General features: G+C 68.8%; 13 protein-coding genes. 5 read left to right on the forward strand and 8 right to left on the reverse strand.

The features are described from left to right. Positions 1 to 1,342: 1,342 nt before the first annotated feature. Positions 1,343 to 2,179, forward strand: coding sequence for an aldo/keto reductase (locus ACQP1K_RS03495; protein WP_433499426.1), 837 nt, complete (start codon positions 1,343 to 1,345; stop codon positions 2,177 to 2,179). A 351-nt stretch (positions 2,180 to 2,530) separates the two neighbouring features. Here the strand turns inward: ACQP1K_RS03495 and ACQP1K_RS03500 are convergent, their stop codons facing one another. Both ACQP1K_RS03500 and menC read right to left on the reverse strand, forming a co-directional pair. Next, positions 2,531 to 2,914 carry an MmcQ/YjbR family DNA-binding protein gene (locus tag ACQP1K_RS03500; protein WP_433499427.1) on the reverse strand — a complete coding sequence of 128 codons (384 nt, stop codon included), beginning with the start codon at positions 2,912 to 2,914 and terminating at the stop codon, positions 2,531 to 2,533. A gap of 415 nt (positions 2,915 to 3,329) precedes the next feature. After that, the gene (gene menC / locus ACQP1K_RS03505; protein WP_433501473.1) at positions 3,330 to 4,394 is read right to left on the reverse strand and encodes an o-succinylbenzoate synthase; all 1,065 of its coding nucleotides are present in this window, start codon (positions 4,392 to 4,394) and stop codon (positions 3,330 to 3,332) included. Positions 4,395 to 4,775: 381 nt separating this feature from the next. On the opposite strand from menC, the gene ACQP1K_RS03510 reads away from it, so the two are divergent. The 3 genes from ACQP1K_RS03510 (at position 4,776) to ACQP1K_RS03520 (ending at position 7,965) form a co-directional block, all read left to right on the forward strand. Continuing rightward, entirely contained in the window at positions 4,776 to 5,915 is a 1,140-nt protein-coding gene (locus tag ACQP1K_RS03510) for an acyl-CoA dehydrogenase family protein (RefSeq protein WP_433499428.1), read from the forward strand. A 184-nt stretch (positions 5,916 to 6,099) separates the two neighbouring features. Then, positions 6,100 to 6,999: an AraC family transcriptional regulator gene (locus ACQP1K_RS03515; RefSeq protein WP_433499429.1), complete on the forward strand. Its 900-nt coding sequence runs from the start codon at positions 6,100 to 6,102 to the stop codon at positions 6,997 to 6,999. Positions 7,000 to 7,146: 147 nt separating this feature from the next. Next, positions 7,147 to 7,965, forward strand: coding sequence for a MerR family transcriptional regulator (locus tag ACQP1K_RS03520; protein ID WP_433499430.1), 819 nt, complete (start codon positions 7,147 to 7,149; stop codon positions 7,963 to 7,965). A 47-nt stretch (positions 7,966 to 8,012) separates the two neighbouring features. Here the strand turns inward: ACQP1K_RS03520 and ACQP1K_RS03525 are convergent, their stop codons facing one another. Next, a complete protein-coding gene (locus ACQP1K_RS03525; RefSeq protein ID WP_433499431.1) occupies positions 8,013 to 9,260 on the reverse strand; it encodes a PP2C family protein-serine/threonine phosphatase in 1,248 nt (415 codons plus the stop codon). A 133-nt stretch (positions 9,261 to 9,393) separates the two neighbouring features. On the opposite strand from ACQP1K_RS03525, the gene ACQP1K_RS03530 reads away from it, so the two are divergent. After that, a complete protein-coding gene (locus tag ACQP1K_RS03530; RefSeq protein ID WP_433501474.1) occupies positions 9,394 to 10,152 on the forward strand; it encodes a helical backbone metal receptor in 759 nt (252 codons plus the stop codon). Between the two features lie 12 nt (positions 10,153 to 10,164). Here the strand turns inward: ACQP1K_RS03530 and ACQP1K_RS03535 are convergent, their stop codons facing one another. The 5 genes from ACQP1K_RS03535 to ACQP1K_RS03555 all read right to left on the reverse strand — a co-directional run bounded on the left by ACQP1K_RS03535 (position 10,165) and on the right by ACQP1K_RS03555 (position 17,445). After that, positions 10,165 to 10,305: a hypothetical protein gene (locus ACQP1K_RS03535; RefSeq protein ID WP_433499432.1), complete on the reverse strand. Its 141-nt coding sequence runs from the start codon at positions 10,303 to 10,305 to the stop codon at positions 10,165 to 10,167. 226 nt (positions 10,306 to 10,531) lie between these two features. Beyond that, the gene (locus ACQP1K_RS03540; RefSeq protein ID WP_433499433.1) at positions 10,532 to 11,173 is read right to left on the reverse strand and encodes a TetR/AcrR family transcriptional regulator; all 642 of its coding nucleotides are present in this window, start codon (positions 11,171 to 11,173) and stop codon (positions 10,532 to 10,534) included. Further along, positions 11,174 to 12,784, reverse strand: coding sequence for an MFS transporter (locus tag ACQP1K_RS03545; protein WP_433499434.1), 1,611 nt, complete (start codon positions 12,782 to 12,784; stop codon positions 11,174 to 11,176). A 203-nt stretch (positions 12,785 to 12,987) separates the two neighbouring features. After that, positions 12,988 to 15,306 (reverse strand): extracellular catalytic domain type 1 short-chain-length polyhydroxyalkanoate depolymerase, encoded by a 2,319-nt coding sequence (locus ACQP1K_RS03550; RefSeq protein ID WP_433499435.1) that lies wholly within the window; start codon positions 15,304 to 15,306, stop codon positions 12,988 to 12,990. 471 nt (positions 15,307 to 15,777) lie between these two features. Beyond that, positions 15,778 to 17,445, reverse strand: coding sequence for an immunoglobulin-like domain-containing protein (locus ACQP1K_RS03555; RefSeq protein WP_433499436.1), 1,668 nt, complete (start codon positions 17,443 to 17,445; stop codon positions 15,778 to 15,780). Between the last annotated feature and the right edge of the window lie 197 nt (positions 17,446 to 17,642).

Raw genomic sequence — 17,642 nt, forward strand, 5'->3', positions numbered from 1 at the left:
GGACCGTCCGAAGAGCCATCCGGAGCATCACTCGAGGGGCCGTCCTCGGAAGCGCCCGAGGCGTCACCCGAGACGCCCTCGCAAGGGGCGCCCGAGGTGCCGTCCGCGACACCGCCCGGAGAATCACCCCCGGGACCGACCGTCGAAGCGCCGTGAGGGGCACCATCGAAGGAGCCGTCGGAAGGGGCATCCCCAGGCTCTGAAACGCGTCGCCGACGCGAATCATCACCGTAGTCGTCACGTGTCGGGGGACCGTCGGCCGCACGAGCCGCACGAGTTGCGCCAGCGGCGATCGCGTCTGCTGGACACCCGCCGTCCTGGGATGCTGCGGCCGAAGCCTCGTCGGCACGGGCCGCGTTCCCCGGAGCCGCGTTGAGCCCGGCCGCGGGTGAACCTGCCGCAGGTGAACGTGTCGTACCTGAACCGACGGCATGGAGGCGGCCTGAACGGGCAGGGGCGTCGGCGTGGATCATGTCGATCAGCGGCGTTCCGTTAGGAGGTGTGCCGGTGGAGGACACGTCGTCCGGGGACGCCGCGGTGGGAGACGTACGATCCGGAGCGCCCGGGGATACGCGACGGAACACCGTCGGCCAGTTGGGCGACGGGGCACACGTCGAGTAGCGAGAGGCACGGGCGGCGGCACGCGCTGCCGCTTCCGCCTTCACCTCGGCCCACCACTCGGGCCCGAGCAGGGGCGGAATGGCGGGTTGCGGAAAATCGTAATTGAACAGATTGTCCATATTTGATGGCCTTGCCGACCCCATTTGCCCCTCCTTTCGCGGGACCGTATTCTCGAAAACCTGTATGAATAATCTCACGCCGGTCCGGCAGAAGCAATACTCCTATCATGGTCGATTCAAAAATAATTATGAGAGAGAGGTGGCGGATTGCTCCAAAGGTCTGCGATGTCCGACATTGCGCATTGGGCTGATTGGCTTATGTTGGCGCCTTTGGATGAATCGATGTAAATGCCAATAAGGCCGGTGACGTAACGGCTACGGCTGCAGTGGTTGAGATGAAGGTGGCGGTCGCCGTACCGAATGCGCGTGGTGAGCGTCTGGAACCGGAGTGCGGTGGGAGATCGCCCAGCCGGTGGACCATCGACCAAGTCGGCCGAGATCTTCCGGCGGACGGGACGGGTCGGCGTCGTCACGGGACAGGTCGGCGTCATCACGGATGGGGTGGCGTCGTCACGGATGGGGTGGCGTCGTCACGGATGGGGTGGCGTCGTCACGGGACAGGTCGGCGTCGCCACGGGAAGGGCTTGCTTTGGTGGGCGCGGGTCCGGCCACATCTCAGTACGCTCGGGGGCACCGACGATCGGCAAGGGGAGTTGACGGGGATGCGGGAAACGATCACGATCGGCAAGGACCTCACGGTCCGCCGGCTCGGTTTCGGGGCGATGCGAATCACCGGGCCCGACGTATGGGGGCCGCCGGCCGATGTGCCCGCCGCCCTCGCACTGGTCCGTCGTGCTGTCGAGTTGGGCGTCACCTTCATAGATACCGCGGACTCGTACGGCCCCGGCACGAGTGAGGAACTGCTCGCCGAGGCGCTGCATCCCTATCCCGACAATCTGCTCATTGCCACCAAGGCAGGTCAGAGTCGTCCGTCTCGGGCCGAGTGGATTCCGCTGGGCCGTCCCGAATACCTGCGCCAGCAGGCCGAGCTGAGCCTGCGGCGGCTCCGTCTCGACTGCCTCGATCTGTTCCAGCTCCACCGCATCGACCCCAAGGTGCCGCTCGCCGATCAGATCGGTGCGGCCAGGCAGCTCCAGGACGAGGGGAAGATCCGGCACTTCGGGCTCTCCCAGGTGTCGGTCGCGGAGATCGAAGTGGTCAGGGAGCACATCGAGGTTGTGAGCGTGCAGAACCTGTACAACCTGACCCGCCGCGATGACGAGGACGTGCTCGACTACTGCGAGCGTGAAGGCATCGCGTTCATCCCGTGGCTGCCGGTCGCCGGCGGCGGGCACGCGTCGGCGACCGGGCCGCTGGCGGAGGTGGCCGCCGAGCTGGGTGCGACCCGTGCGCAGGTGTCCCTCGCCTGGCTGCTGCACCGTTCACCGGTCATGCTCCCGATCCCCGGCACGAGTTCGATCGCGCACCTGGAGGAGAACGTCGCCGCCGCGGACCTGTGCCTGACCGACGAGCAGTTCGAGCGCCTTCTGCGCTGCTGAAAGCAACCTCTTCTGCACTGCAGAAGAGTCGAATGGTCCCGTGGAGGTCGGGGCGGCGAGCTTGTGCTCGTCCGCCGGGACACCGGTAGAGCTCGCGGGGGATGCAACGGTCGAGCGCAGCGGATGATCTCTTTCTTGGTGAGACCTTCCGCTGCGCGTCGCTCGATGCACGTCGCTCAATGTGGGTGCGGACTCCGCGGGCTGCTCGGCCGCCCAGTGCTCGGCCGCCCAGTGCTCGGCCGCCCAGTGCTCGGCCGCCGGGCGACGACTTCGACGTGACCTTGAGGGACGTGACCTTGAGGTAGGTGTCGGTGCGCCAGGAGCCGCACCGCGGTCGTCCCGCCACGGTGATCACCGTAGGCTTTCCTGGGTGCGGTGGCGGGACAGGAGAGCATGTCCGGCTTCGTACGCCTCGACCAGTTCGGCGGGGGCGGTCAGGCACCACGCCTCGGTCACCAGCTCCGCCAACTCGTCCGCATCGATCTTCGGGAGATGCACCACCACCCAGCCGAAGCGGCCTGACGTGAACTGGACCTCGAACACCTCGGGGCGCTCCGCCACGAGCGCCAGCTGCTCCTCGATCGTCTGCTTGAGCCCTACGGTCTGGGTCTTCTCCCAGAGGTAACCGAAGCCCTTGTCGTGCACCTTCAGAGAGATCCAGCTGCTCGCGTCGCTCTGCTCGACATCGGGCAGCTCGGTCAGCATCCGCAGGAACTCGTCCACACTCACCGCCATGCCCCACGTCTATCAGGCGGCTGAGACATTTCGCGTCAGGTCTGCGGCTGAACGGGGAGGGCCTCGTCGCGTGTCACCGAGGTGCCGCCCAGGTAGTCGTGAAGCGTACGGCAGCGCGTGCCGACGGTACCGACCTGCCCGACAGCCTCGAACGCGGTGTATCTGGCAGAGCGCTCCTTTCGGCTCGCCTCACGGCGCTGCTCCACGGTCGTGGCAGAGCCGTACGGCCCGCCGGCGGGAACCCCCTGGCTCGGCGACGCGTGAAAACCGACCCCGTAGGGAGACGCGCGATCTGCCGGGAGTCCAGGCTCAAGCGCCGTTGACACCCCGCATCCGCCCTACAGCCAAACCCGCGGTCGCCTTCAGGGCTCGTACGGCACGGCTCGTTTTACGGCTCGTACGGCCTCTCCGGTTTTTACCGAGGGATCCACTCGATGGCGGTGGTGACCTCGTCGAGGATCTCCGGGATCGGCTCGACCCCGATGCCGGGGCCGGTGGGCACGGTCAGGTGACCGTCCCGGAGCTCGAAGGGCGGGGTGATGTCGGTGGTGAAGTAGCGGCGGGAACCGGAGAGGTCACCGGGAAGGGAGAATCCGGGCAGCGCGGCGAGCGCGACGTTGGCGGCGCGTCCGATGCCCGTCTCCAGCATGCCGCCGCACCACACCGCGACACCATGCGCCCGGCACAGATCATGGATGCGCCGCGCCTCCAGGTAGCCGCCGACCCGGCCCGGCTTGATGTTGACGATCGAGCAGGCACCCAGGGAGATGGCGGCGGCCGCGTGCTCGGCGGACTCGATGGACTCGTCCAGGCAGATCGGGGTGGCGATCCTGGCGGCGAGCCGGGCGTGCTGGACGACGTCGTCGTCGGCGAGCGGCTGTTCGATGAGCAGCAGGCCGAACTCGTCGAGCCGGGCGAGGTGCCCGGCGTCGGCGAGGGTGTAGGCCGCGTTGGCGTCGACCTGGAGCGGTACGCCGGACCCGAACCGTTCGCGCACCGCGCGTACGGGCGCCACGTCCCAGCCAGGCTTGATCTTGAGTTTGATCCGGGCGTAGCCCTCCTCCAGGTAACCGGCGACGACGTCGAGCAGCTCGGGGATCGAGTCCACGATGCCGATGGACACCCCGGCGGGAACGCGGTCGGCGGCGGCGCCGAGGAAGGAGCCGAGCGACAGCCCGGCGGCGCGCAGCCCGGCGTCCAGCACTGCCGCCTCCAGGGCGGCCTTGGCCATCCGATGGCCTTTGAACGGGCGCAGGGCGCGGCCGACCGCGTGGGCGTCGGCGTGCGTGGGAAGCGCGGGGATCAGGAAGCGGCGCAGCACATCGGCCGCGCCGTCGACGTACTCCGCCGAGTAGAGCGGGGCGGACATCGCCACGCACTCGCCCCAGCCCTCTGCCTCGGGGGTGACGACCCGCAGCAGCAGCACGTCGCGCCGCGTCTCGATGCCGGACGACGTCCGGAACGGCGTGACCAGCGGCATCGCGATCCGGCGCAGTTCGATCCCGGTGATCTTCGTGGAGTGCGCGGCATGCACCGTCTCGTTCACCTCGGGCACTCGCACGCCGACTCGGCGCGGATCGGCCGCGGCACGTCGCCGGTCGCCATCGGCGGATCCTCATGGGTGCCCGCGACGGCGGCGGGGTGATGGAGCTTGACGGACAAGTGCCAACCCTCCGAATCGTGGTTCACCCGCGACCATACGCCAGCCGGGCGACAGAGGATTGGTGCGTTCGGCCGTCGCTGCGGATGCGCTCGCGATCCGACCGGCGATCTGCACCGGATGCCAGAACGCGGCTTATGTCCGGAAGTACGCTGAGGACGTGCGCAGCGCCTACACCACCTGGGACCCGAGGAGCCGATCGTGACCGTGGACCGCCTGCTGCCCACTCAGGAGGCAGCGGACCTCATCGAGCTCACCCGTGAGATCGCCGACCGGGAGCTGGCGACCCGGGTGGACGAGCACGAACGTGCGGAAACCTATCCCGATGGGCTGTTCACTCTGCTGGGCGACGCCGGCCTGCTCGGCCTGCCGTACGCGGAGGAGTTCGGCGGGGGCGGTCAGCCGTACGAAGTCTATCTTCAGGTGATCGAGGAGCTGGCGGCGCGCTGGGCGGCGGTGGCCGTCGCCTGCAGCGTGCACACGCTGGCCTGCTTTCCGGTCGTGGAGTACGGCACGGCACGCCAGAGGGAGCGGTGGCTGCCCGACATGCTGGCCGGTCGGCTCATCGGGGGCTACAGCCTGTCGGAGCCGCAGGCAGGATCCGACGCGGCCGCGCTCAGGTGCAGGGCCGAGAAGGTCGAGGGAGGCTATCGGATCAGCGGCGGCAAGGCGTGGATCACCCATGGCGGCAGGGCCGACTTCTATGCGCTGTTCGCCCGCACCGCCGAGGGCAGCCGGGGCATCTCCTGCTTTCTGGCGCCGGGTGCCGCCGACGGCCTGAGCTTCGGCCGTCCCGAGGAGAAGATGGGGCTGCACGCCGTCCCCACCACCACCGCCCACTGGGAGGGCGTGTTCCTGGAGGACGACCGGCTGCTGGGCGCGGAGGGGCAGGGCCTGCAGATCGCCTTCAGCGCCCTCGACTCCGGCAGGCTCGGCATCGCCGCCTGTGCCACCGGTCTCGCCCAGGCCGCGCTGGACGAGGCCGTTTCGTACGCGAAGCAGCGTGAGACCTTCGGCCAGAAGATCATCGATCACCAGGGGCTCGGCTTCCTGCTCGCCGACATGGCCGCGGCTGTGGACGCGGCGCGGGCGACCTACCTCGACGCGGCCCGCCGCCGTGACGCCGGCCTGCCGTACGGCAGACAGGCCAGCGTGGCCAAGCTGGTCGCCACCGACGCCGCCATGAGAGTCACCACCGACGCCGTGCAGGTTTTCGGCGGGTACGGCTACACGCGGGAGTTCCGCGTCGAGCGCTACATGCGCGAGGCCAAGATCATGCAGATCTTCGAGGGCACCAACCAGATCCAGCGTCTGGTGATCAGCCGGCACCTCGCCCGCTGAGCGGCTGGGGGAGAGGCCGGTCGTGGTGAGCCCCGGGCCCGGGTCAGCGGGTCCGGCGGGCCTTCCCGCCGACCGGCGACCCGCGTGCGCACCGGAGTGATCTGACATGACCGGGCACGGGATGTCGGGTGTGACCGGGCGGGCCGCACCTAGCTTCGTGACTGGAAAGCGAAGGAAGGACGGCATGCTGGATCGGCTGAACCAGGCCATGGAGCACATCGAGCGGCACCTCGATCAGGAGATCGACGTGGCCGAGCTCGCCCGGATCGCGGTCACCTCGGAATATCACTTCCGGCGGATGTTCTCCGCGCTGGCCGGCATCCCGCTGTCGGAGTACGTCCGGCGCAGGCGGCTCACCGTCGCCGCCGCTGACGTACTCGCCGGTGAGGAGACGCTGCTCGACATCGCGGTGCGGTACGGCTACGGCTCCGGAGAGGCGTTCGCGCGCGCGTTCCGCGCCATGCACGGCGTCGGACCCGGTGAGGTCAGACGGATCGGCGCTTCGCTGCGCTCCCAGCCCCGGATGTCCTTCCGCCTCATCATCGAAGGGAGCGGTGACATGCGATACCGGATAGTGGAAAAGGAGGAGCTCCGACTGGTGGGCAGGAAGGCACGTGTCCCCCTCGTCTACGAGGGGATGAACCCCGCGATCGCCGAGTTCGTGAGGAGCATCGACAAGGAGACCACACAGCGGCTGGAGGGACTCTCCGACCAGGAGCCGCGGGGGATCGTCAACGCGGCCGACCAGATCACGGACGGCCGTGCGGAGGGCACCGAGCTCGACTACTACTACGGCGTGGTGACCGGTGCCGACACGCCCGAGGACCTGGACGTCCTCACCGTCCCGGCCGGGACGTGGGTGGTGTTCGAGAGCTCGGGCGCCTTCCCCCAGGCGCTGCAGTACCTGTGGCGGGACGCGTTCACCCAGTGGTTCCCGTCGAATCCGTACCGCAGCCGGCCGGGACCGGAGATCTCGCGGGCGGTCGTGTCGCAGGACGGCGCTCATGCGGACGCCGAGCTGTGGCTCCCCGTCGAGCGCATCGCGGAGCAGGCACGGATCGGTCGCGGAGTAGACGCAGGGTAGACGCGGAGTAGGACACGGAGTAGGACACGGAGTGACAGCGCGCATTGTGGAGTGACGATCCGGTCGATCCGGGGAAGGCGGCCTCGGACCGACCGGTCCGTACGTGATTGACCCTGACATGGTGTGAGGTCGTAGACCGGAGGCGTCATGTTCAGCATCGGAGACTTCGCTCGCCTTGGCCGGGTGTCGGTACGCATGTTGCGGCACTACGACGCGCTCGGCCTGCTCCGGCCGGCCCGGGTCGACCCGTTCACCGGCTACCGCCACTATGAGGCGGGGCAACTGTCCCGGCTCAACCGGCTGATCGCGCTCAAGGACCTCGGCCTCACCCTCGATCAGGTGGGGCGTGTCTTCGAGGAGAAGGTCGGCACGGAGGAGCTGTACGGCATGCTGCGGCTGCGCCGCGCCGAGTTGGCGGCCCAGGTGGCCGAAGACACGGCGCGGCTGGCCAGGGTCGAGGCGAGGCTCCGGATGATCGAGACGGAGGGTCTCATGTCAGCGGACGTCGTCATCAAGAGCGTCGCCCCGATCCGCCTGGCCGAGCTCGGCGGCATCGCGGAGAGCTACGAGTCCGACAAGATCGGACCGGTGGTCCAGCCTCTGTTCGCCGAGCTGTGCAGGCGGTTCGACGCGGCCGGGGTGATCATCGTCGGCCCGACGATCGCCTATTACGAGCAGGTGCCCGAGGGGGTGGAAGTGCACGTCGGCGCCCCGGTGAACGTCGAGCCGGGCAAGGTCCACGACTTCGACATCGTCGATCTCCCGGCGATCGAGCAGGCGGCCACCATCGTCCACCACGGACCGATGGACGACGCGGACGCCACGGTCCAGCGGCTCGCCACGTGGATCGAGGAGAACGGCTACCGCAGCAGGGGGTTCGCTCGTGAGGTGTACCTCAAGTACGGCTATGACGATCCGTCGACCTGGGTGACAGAACTGCAGGAGGCCGTCACCCCGGGCGCGTAGCCGTCGGGTGCGGGTGCGGGTGCGGGGACGAGTAGGGTACGGATTCGTCACATCGCGAACTTCCGGTGCCGCTGGGTGCGCCACTCGACCAGCAGCACCGTCGCGTCGTCCTGCAGCACGCCCTGCTGGTGCCCCAGAACGCTCTGGATCAGCCGGCGGACGGTCTCCGGAGCCGATATTCCGTCGGCTTCCAGGCGGATCACGAAGCGGGTGAAGCGCTCGATGCCGAACGGCTCCCCCTCGGGGCTGCGCGCCTCGATGATGCCGTCGGTGTAGAACAGCAGCCGGTCGCCGGGCTCGAGGTGGTAGCGGGCGAGCCCGGTGGGCCGGCCCAGTTTCAGGCCCATGGGCGGCGCCGGCGGCGTCTCGTCCAGGGTGGCGACCTGTCGTCCCCGCCGTAGCACCAGCGGCGGGTGGTGCCCCCGGTTGACCCAGGCCAGCCAGCCGGTCTGGGTGTCGAGCGTGGCCAGGATGCCGGTGGCGAACCGGCCGCCGTCGAACTGGTCGTCGATGGCCCTGTCGATCGTTTCGCTGGTCTCCACCAGACCGGCGCCGCTGAGGCGGCTGTTGCGGTAGGCGCCCACGGCGATGCTCGCGGTCAATCCGGCGGCCGTGTCATGCCCCATCGCATCGAAGATCGACAGGTGCACCTTGTCTCCTCTGACCCCGTAGTCGAAGGCGTCCCCGCCCACGTCGTAGGCCGGTTCGAGCGACGCGCTGAGCACGAGTCGGTCGCTTGCGAAGGTCGCGGCCGGCATCAGGTTCCACAGCACCTCGGCCGACAGGGCCATCTCCTGGGTGCGTACCAGCCAGGCGTAGTCATCGCTGCGATCGCGTTTGGTCATTATCAGCAGGGCGATCAGCGTGCCCAGCCGCTGGGCCCGCCACCTGCTCGTTTCGTTGTCGACCGGCACGGTCACCCCGAGCACGCCGATCCGCTCGGCGCCGTCCAGCATGGGCACCCACAGCCGCCGCAGGCCGGGCGCGAGCATGTCCGCCGGTTCGTCGGCGAGCTGGTCGGGGACCTGCCGGACCGAGACGATCTCGAGGTCGCGGAAGGCGCGCCCGGCCACGGTGGTGTCGATGCGGATGGGGTCGAGTGCCCTGCCGCTCGCGTCGAACTGTCCGGGCAGCGGGTGCAGGAACTGCTGCTGCAGGTCGGGTACGTAGATCATGGTCTGGGTGAAGCCGACGATCGCGGCATGCTCTGCGAGCAGGCCAGGCAGGTCCACCATGGTGGCCAGATGGCTGGCGCGTAGCAGACCGCCAAGCATGAGCTCGGCCTTGCTCTGCATCTGCTCCCCTCCACCCCAAGGACTGAAGGCTCCATGCCGCTACCTACCCCCTGGCCGCTTCATCAGGCGTGCTGTGCCACGGGCTACTCGTCCCGCCCGGGTGAGCCGTGGCAGGATGGAGCCCATGGGGATCATGGCGGTCGACGATCTCGGGGCGCCGTTCACGCCGCGTGGCGCCGTACGTCGCGTGGTGTCCCTGGTCCCGTCGCTCACCGAGTCGCTCGCCGAGACGGCTCCGGAACTGCTGATCGGCGCCACCGACTGGTGCACTCATCCGGAGGAGCTCTCCGTGCGGCGGCTGGGCGGCACCAAGAATCCCGATGTGGCCGCCATCGCCGGCCTGCGGCCGGATCTGGTGCTGGCCAACGAGGAGGAGAACCGCCAGGCCGACATCGAGGCGCTGCGTTCGGCCGGGGTGCCCGTCTGGGTGACGAGGATCCGTACGCTGGACGAGGCGTTCGACTCGCTGCGCCGGATGCTCACATCGGCCTGTGGCCTCGCCGAGCCCGGATGGCTCGCCGCCGCCGAACGGGCGTGGTCCTCGGCCGAGCCCGGCACGGCTCAACGGCGGGCGGTGATCCCCATCTGGCGCAAGCCCTGGATGGTGCTCGGGCGGGACACCTTCGCCGGCGATCTGCTGCTCAGACTCGGCGTCCGCAACATCTACGCGGGTCATCCGGAGCGCTATCCGAAGATCGCCCTGCCCGAGCTGCTGACGGCGGGCGCCGACCTCGTCGTCCTCCCGGACGAGCCCTACCGCTTCACGGCCGAGGACGGCCCCGGATTCTTTCCCGGGACCCCGGCCGCTCTGGTCAGCGGCCGGCATCTGACCTGGTACGGACCTTCCCTGGTCGAGGCGCGTAGCGCCCTCGATGCCGCCCTGGCCATGTGACCGGGAACATGGTCAGCCTTCTGGGTCGCCCTCCTCGACGCGGAACGTGCGCGTCCAGGTGGCGCCGCACTGGCAGCGGGTGGTCTCCATCAGTTCCCCGTCCTCGGTGACGGCCAGGCCGTCGGTGTGGCGGACGTGAACATGCACGCTCATGGGGGGCCGCCTTCGTGTCGGTCCGATGCTCGGCTGATCGGGGGAGTCGAGGTCACCGAGCGAGGGGGATTCATGCCCCAATGCCTAAATTTGGAATTTCTGGGTGATGTGCAGGCTAGACCAGCCGGGGCTTGATGACGAGTGGTTCGCCGAACCGTATAGCCGATCGTTGTCTTCGGTCTTCGGTCATCGGTCATCGGCCGTCAGGTCCCGGACCGGTGGCGGATCAGCGCAGCACGCGGTCGAGCGCGTCGAGGGTGATCTCGATTATCTCGGTGTCCGTCATCGGCGCCCGGCCACGGGGACGCTCGGGCATCAGGCGACGTGCGCCGGCGCGCAGCACACCCCAGGCGAGATCGGCCCGCAGGTCGCAGTGGTCGTACCCCGCCTCGTCCAGCGCCTCGGCGAGCGGCGCCACCAGCTCTCCGTGCAGTTCTTCCACCCGGTTCCGGCACTCGGGCGAGAGCCCGATCGCCTGAACGGCCGGGACCACCGCGTAGTCGGGGCTGCCGACGAAGTCGAGCGCGGCCCTGCCGTACGCCCGCACCCGGTCCCGCAGTGATCCGGCCTCATGCGGCGAACCCGCCGGAGCGGTGGCGGGGGTGGGGGTGGGGACGGGGGCGATGGCGGTGCGCAGTCTGTCGGCCCAGCGGGGGAATGCGTCCTCCGTGAGCTGGGCGAGGATGTCCGCTGTCGAGGCGAAATATCGGTAGACGCTGGACCTGGCCAGCCCGATCCGGGCGCCGACGGCCGCGGGGGTGAGCGCGGGTGCGCCCTCGGTGGCCAGGATGTCGCGTGCCGCGTCGAGCAGGGCGGCGTGCTGCTTGGCCCGGTGGTCCGCTACGGTCGCCGCGGTGATCCTCGGCATCTACACCTCCAGGTCGCGACCTCCAGTATCGGCCGTGGCCGGCGTCTGCGGGTGCCGCTCCTCTCCGGCCACCGTACGGGGCAGGAGCAGGGTGGTGGCCACCCCGGCCAGCAGCGCCAGCGCCGTGGTGATCGTGACCGTGCGGGTCGCCTCGGCGGCGCTGCGGACCGCGGCGGCGTGGATCGCGGGGTCACGCAGCCCGGGAATGGCGGCACCGGCGCTGTCCGCGACCACGCGGGCCACGCTCGTACGGACGGTCTCGGGCCGGTCGGCCAGGTTGCGCTCGACGGCCGAGCCGAGCCCGGCGACCAGCACCCCGCCGAGGATGGCGACCCCCAGCGCGGCGCCGAGCTGGCGGATCGTGCTCTGCATCGCGGAGGCCTGCCCCGACTGCCGGGCCGGCACGTCGGCCATGAGGACGCTGGTGAGCTGGGCGGTGGCGAAGCCGATGCCGATGCCGTACACGACGAGCCACGGCACGAGCGCCCATGCGCTCATGCCGGGGGCCAGGGACATTCCGATCCCGGCAGCGCCCACGGCCTCCAGCGAGAGGCCGATCCGGACGATCACGCGGCTGGACCACTTCTTCGACAGCTCCGGGACCATGCCGCCGGCCACGAACGTCCCCAGGGCGAGCGTCGCGATGATGAGCCCGGCCTGGAACGCGCTGTAGCCGAGCGCGGACTGCAGGAACAGCGGCAGCACCAGGATCATGCCGAACTCGCCAAGTGAGACGATCAACGCCGCGATAGAGCCGTACCGGAAGCTCGGCAGTTGGAACAGTGTCAGGTCCACCAGTACGGGCCGCCCGCCCCGTGCCCGCCGGAGTTCCAGCAGCACGAGGCCGGCCAGCGCCAGCAGGCCGATGCCGAGGGCGAACGGCACGGGGGAGACGCCCTCGAACCGCAGGCCGAGCACATGGGCGGGTCGCAGCGGGTCGAGCCAGCCGTACCGCTGGCCCTCGATGAGGGCGAAGACCACGCAGGTGGTGCCGAGCACGGCCAGCGTGACGCCGGGCAGGTCGGTGCCGGTGGCGTGGTCGTCTCTGGAGTCGGGTACGCGCAGCGCACCGAGCAGCACCAGCGCGCCGATGGGCAGGTTGACCCAGAACGCGGCGCGCCAGCCGTGCTCGGTGACCAGCCAGCCGCCGAGCAGGGGACCGGCCGCGGCCATGCCGCCGATGATCGATCCCCAGACCGCGAAGGCGATCGTCCGTTGTCTGCCGACGTAGATGGAGTTGATGATGGCGAGGGTCATCGGGACCGCCATAGCGGCTCCCGCGCCCTGGATCGCCCGCACCCCGATCAACATGGGGCCGTTCACCGAGACCGCGGCCAGCACGCTCGCCAGCAGGAAGACCGTGATGCCCCAGACGAACAGCCGCCGCCTGCCGTGCAGGTCGCCCAACCGGCCCAGCGGGATGAGCAGGGCGGCGAACATCAGGGAGTAGATGGAGTTGATCCACTCCACGTCGGTGGCGCCGAGCCCGAGGTCGGCGAGGATCGCCGGGACGGCGACGTTCACGATCGTCGCGTCTATGACGACCATCGATACGCCCACCGCGAGCACGGCCAGCGGCAACCAACTTCGGCGTGGACTTGGCGACGGCATGTCGCGAACTATAGCAACATAGTGTCGCCAAGTGCCGTGTCGCCCGGCATGTGTCGCCGAGCACGGGGCCGTCGAATACGCGGCCGTCGAATACGCGGCCGTCGAATACGAGGTCGCCGGCCTCATGTGGACGGACGCCCTCGCCGATAGGCGAGGACGCCCGTGGTATCAGTTCCCTCCTGTGATCAGGGGCGTGTCATCGGTCAGGACCCGCTGCACGTCAGCGAGGGCGTGGCGGGGGAGCCGCTGCCGATGAACCCGAAGGTGGTGGTGCCGTCGGCCGCGACGTTGCCGTTCCAGGACTCGTTGCGCACGGTGACGGACGAGCCGGAGCCGGAGTGGATGCCTCCCCACAGCTGCGTGATGCCCTGCGAGCCGCTCCAGGTCCAGTTCACCGTCCAGCTTCTGATCGCTGAGCCGCCGGCGCGTACCGTCACCTCGGACTGGAACCCATCGGGCCAGGAGTTCACCGTGCGCATGGTCGCGGTGCATCCCCCTTCATCGGGTGTCGGTGTCGGTGTCGGTGTGGGCGTGGGTGCCGGTGTCGGTGTGGGCGTGGGTGTCGGTGTCGGGGTGGGAGTCGGCGTGGGTGTGGGCGTGGGTGTCGGTGTGGGGTTGGGGGTGGCGGCGTTGAGCGCGTTCAGCACCGAGGTGTAGGCGGGCTTCTTGTTGCCGCTGCCGTCGAACAGCAGCGGATTCTGGTAGGAGCGCCAGGAGTCGCTGTCGCGGACGCCCCACACGGTGATGCCGACGCAGCGGGAGACCGCCAGGCAGTCGTTGACGATGTTGGCGTAGGTGGTCGCCGAGGCGCCCTCGACGTCCAGCTCGGTGATCGCTACATCCACGCCCAGGGCGGCGAAGCTCTGCAGCGTGGTGCGGAAGTTGGGGTTGTAGGCGCTACCGCTGTTGAAGTGGCCCTGCAGTCCCACGCAGTCGATCGGCACGCCGCGCTGCTTGAAGTCGCGGACCATGTTGTAGACGCCCTGCGTCTTGGCCCAGGTCCAGTTGTCGATGTTGTAGTCGTTGTAGCACAGCTTGGCGGCCGGGTCGGCGGCCCGCGCGGTGCGGAAGGCGACCTCGATCCAGTCGTTGCCGGTCCGCTGGAGGTTGGAGTCGCGGCGGCCGCCGGAACCGTCGTCGAAGGCCTCGTTCACGACGTCCCAGTAGGCGATCTTGCCCTTGTAGTGGGCCATGACGCCGTTGATGTGGTCGATCATGGCCTGGCGCAGCGAGCCGCCCGACAGCGACTGCATCCAGCCCGGCTGCTGGGAGTGCCAGGCCAGGGTGTGGCCGCGGACCTGCTTGCCGTTCTGCACGGCCCAGTTGTAGATCCGGTCGGCCTGGGTGAAGTTGAACTGCCCCCGGTTGGGCTCGGTGGCGTCGATCTTCATCTCGTTCTCGGCCGTGATCATGTTGAACTCACGGTTCGCGATCGTGGTGTACGTCGAGTCACCGAGCTTGCTCGCGCTGATCGCGGTGCCGAAATACCGCCCGCTGCGGGCCGCCGCAGCGGCCAGCGTCGTGGCCGGCTGGTCGTCCGGGGGTGTGGGGCTGGGGGAGGTCGGCGGAGTCGGGGTGGGCGTGCCCGACCCGGTGCCCTTCAGGCCGAGGAAGTCGATGGCGTAAGCGATCATGCCGTTGAGCGGCAGCGAATGCCCCTGACCTGAGACGCTGATGCCCTCGACCGGGGCCGTGGTGCTGTTGTTGCCGTAGCGGGTGCGGGTCCAGCCGGAGGACGGCGAGTCGCTGGACACCGGCGACTGGCTGATCCCGTGGAGGTTCGTCCACTGCTTGATCTCTTCGCCGAAGTTGTTGTAGTTCAGTGTCGTGTCGGCGGTGCCGTGCCACAGCTGCATCCGGGGATAGGGGCCGGAGTAGCCGGGGTACATCGACCGGGCCAGGTCGCCCCACTGCTGGGCGGTCTTGATGCTCTGCCCGCCGGAGCACTGGCTGTTCCAGGTGGAGCCGTCGTTGGTGGCGAAACAGCCGGCCGGCACGCCCATGAACGCCGAGCCCGCCTTGAACACGCCCGGATACTCGGCCGCCATGACGTTGGTCATCATGGCCCCGGAGGAGACCCCGCTGATGAAGATCCGTTCGGGGTCGACGTTGTACCTCGACCTGGTGTATTCGACCATCGACATGATGCCGTCCGGGTCGCTGCCGCCGCCACGCTTCAGCGCCTGCGGCGAATACACGTCGAAGCACTGTCCGCTACGCGTGGCCTCGGGGAACACGATGATGTATCCGTACTGGTCCGCGGCCGTGACGTAGTCGCGGAAGTACCCGTTGAACAGGGCGGACGCGGTTCCCGTGCAGTAGTGGATGGCGACCAGCAGCGCCGGACGGCTGCCCACCCGGTCCGGAACGTAGATGTACATGTTCAGGTTGCTGGGATTGTTGCCGAAGTTCGTGACGGGGGTCAGCGAGGCCGCCGCGCTCGGCTGGGCGCCGAGTGTCACGATCACGGCGGCCAGCGGAATCATCGCCGCGGCCACCAGGGCGGATAAAAACCGTTTCACGTTGGACGATCCCTCCTCATGGGCTGCGATCCGGCCGTCATGACCAAGTCGGCGGAGAAGCGTGGTGTGTTCCGGCAATCGAGCTGCTCCGCCGATCGGATGCAGGGGTTGGAATATTTCGGATGATGCACGAAAGGTTTCAGCGCGACAAGAGTCCTCATGCAGGCGCAAGAAAATGATCCGGCCTGCTGCGCTTGGTGACATATGCAGCTGAATGTGCCCGTACATCGCATGCTCGATGAGAAGGTCTCCGGCCGATTGTCGACGATAAAGATCTGGGGGAGCCGCGTTGCGGGGATAGAAGGTAAGGGCTCTATAACTCGCAGGTAAGGTCTGCTGATGAAACTTTCGAAAGATTTTCGAGAGTTATCGAGGAGTCGGCCGGTGCCGGGGCTCGCCGGACGAGTCTCACGGTCGAGAGCAGAGGACCGGGGGCACGGGTCCGATGACTTCCGCCGATGTTCGACCCGTCTACCGGTCGACTCGCGGCGATATCACGTCGACCTGGAACGAGGCGGTCTTCGTCGTGCCCGTCACCGTGTACGACACGGTCACGGTCTGCGTCCCCGGGGCGGCCGAGTCGTACCCCGGCACCGAGTATCCGCCGTATCCCTCGGCCAGGACCTCATCCTTCACGCCGTCCGTGTAGTCGGCCGTGACCACGAGGCCCGTCAGGTCGAGGGAGTCGCCGACGGCGTAGGCGGTCTTGACCGGAGGCGTCCTCACCGAGATCGACGACAGGTCGGCGCCTCGCAGGGCGGCGTGCTCCGCCTGCGTCAGCGCGAAGACGTGGCCGTGGCGCATGACGCCGTTCGCCAGGTCGTAGTCCGGTGTCCGCCAGGTGATGGGTGTCCACCGGCCGGACGCGAGGTCCTTACTCCAGTAGGGGCTGAGCTGTTCCTCCATATGGTCGCCCGCGGGTGCGTCGGCCCACTTCTGGTCCGCCCAGAGGTAGTACCCCTCTCCGCGCACGTCGCCGGGGTTCGCCTTGACGACCATCGGCGCCTCGGCATAGGTCGTGTTCATCGCCTCGTGTGTGATGCAGCCCTTGACGAGCTCCCACTCCTCGGGCGGCGCGAGCACCGACGTCGAACGCTCCTGGTAGATGTCGTCGACGGTGCATCCGGGGACGTACCTCGTCACGCCGACGCCGGTGGAGACGCGGTCGGTGACGAACCGGTGGTAGGACCCGTCGGAGTCGTCCCTGATGATGACGGCGTCGAGCGTCCCGTGGCCGGGCCTGCCGCTCATGACCCGCGGCGGCGTGAACGTCACGAAGTCGCGTGTAGTGGCGTAGAGGGTCTGGTTCCGCGTGAGCGGGTAGCGGCCGTTGGGATCGTTGCGGTCGGGCGTGTAGTACGTCCCGGTCGCGTACATCGAGGATGTCCAGTAGACGACGTATGCGCCGAGGGATTCGTCCCAGATGGCCTCCGGGGCGAACGCCATCCCCGCCTCGTCCGGAGCCACCCGAACGTGCCGCTGCTCCGACCAGGTCCGTAGATCACAGGACTCCCAGACCTCGATGTGGCGGCCGGCGCCGCTCTGGGCCCAGTCCCAGCCCTGCCACCCGTACGCCGTGCCGTCGACGTTGAGGTCCGTGGCGATGAGGTAGAACCTGTCTCCCTCCGGCGACCGGACGATGGACGGGTCGCGCACGGCGTGCATGCCCTTGGTGGACCGCAGGACCATCTGTCCGTCGTTGACCGCCGTCAGGCGGGTCGGGTCGTTGCCGACACTCGCCGCCATGTAGATCTGCTGCCCCGCCTGGCTGTTCGACCTGGCGAAGTTCACCATGCCGTATCGCGAGAACGGGGCGAGCTTCACCGCGGGCCGCACGGTCAGGACGAAATCGCGGCATACCTCGGCGGCTTCGACGCTGATGCACGCCTTCAGGGTCACTTTCACCGGGTCGGTCCCGGTCGGCGGGCGCTTCACCACGCCCGCCGCTATCGCCCCGTCCGCCTCGTCGGACACGACGTCCGGGTGCGACGACGTCCACCTGATCACCGTGCCCGGCGCCGCCGCCACCCTCGTCGGCAGCGTCACGTTCCCACGCACATCGTCGGCGTTCGGAATCGCGATCTCGGCCAGCGCCCGCTCTGCCTGCCCAACGGCGGTGGCGCCCTCGGCGTGTGCCATCCGACCGCCTCCCGCCACCGATTCCAGGAATGAGCGTAGTGGCCCGCCGGATGCCCGGGATGAGATCGATGTGGCCGTCGCGATCACGCCGGGCCCGGGTGACATCGCCCCCGGCGACGCCGGGCGCCGGACCACTGGGAAAGCCGTTGCGCAGGACGCCGAACCGGGGCCGGTGAAACCGCCATGTCAGGGGTGAA

The organism is Sphaerimonospora sp. CA-214678, assembly GCF_050942215.1.
Classification (GTDB): domain Bacteria; phylum Actinomycetota; class Actinomycetes; order Streptosporangiales; family Streptosporangiaceae; genus Sphaerimonospora.

Bases quoted from the DNA above. Each gene is read 5' to 3' on its own strand.
- ACQP1K_RS03495 (WP_433499426.1), top strand. From the start codon at position 1,343: ATGCGGGAAACGATCACGATCGGCAAGGACCTCACGGTCCGCCGGCTC.
- ACQP1K_RS03500 (WP_433499427.1), bottom strand. From the start codon at position 2,914: ATGGCGGTGAGTGTGGACGAGTTCCTGCGGATGCTGACCGAGCTGCCC.
- menC (WP_433501473.1), bottom strand. From the start codon at position 4,394: ATGCCGCTGGTCACGCCGTTCCGGACGTCGTCCGGCATCGAGACGCGG.
- ACQP1K_RS03515 (WP_433499429.1), top strand. From the start codon at position 6,100: ATGCTGGATCGGCTGAACCAGGCCATGGAGCACATCGAGCGGCACCTC.
- ACQP1K_RS03520 (WP_433499430.1), top strand. From the start codon at position 7,147: ATGTTCAGCATCGGAGACTTCGCTCGCCTTGGCCGGGTGTCGGTACGC.
- ACQP1K_RS03525 (WP_433499431.1), bottom strand. From the start codon at position 9,260: ATGCAGAGCAAGGCCGAGCTCATGCTTGGCGGTCTGCTACGCGCCAGC.
- ACQP1K_RS03530 (WP_433501474.1), top strand. From the start codon at position 9,394: ATGGCGGTCGACGATCTCGGGGCGCCGTTCACGCCGCGTGGCGCCGTA.
- ACQP1K_RS03535 (WP_433499432.1), bottom strand. From the start codon at position 10,305: ATGAGCGTGCATGTTCACGTCCGCCACACCGACGGCCTGGCCGTCACC.
- ACQP1K_RS03540 (WP_433499433.1), bottom strand. From the start codon at position 11,173: ATGCCGAGGATCACCGCGGCGACCGTAGCGGACCACCGGGCCAAGCAG.
- ACQP1K_RS03545 (WP_433499434.1), bottom strand. From the start codon at position 12,784: ATGCCGTCGCCAAGTCCACGCCGAAGTTGGTTGCCGCTGGCCGTGCTC.
- ACQP1K_RS03555 (WP_433499436.1), bottom strand. From the start codon at position 17,445: ATGGCACACGCCGAGGGCGCCACCGCCGTTGGGCAGGCAGAGCGGGCG.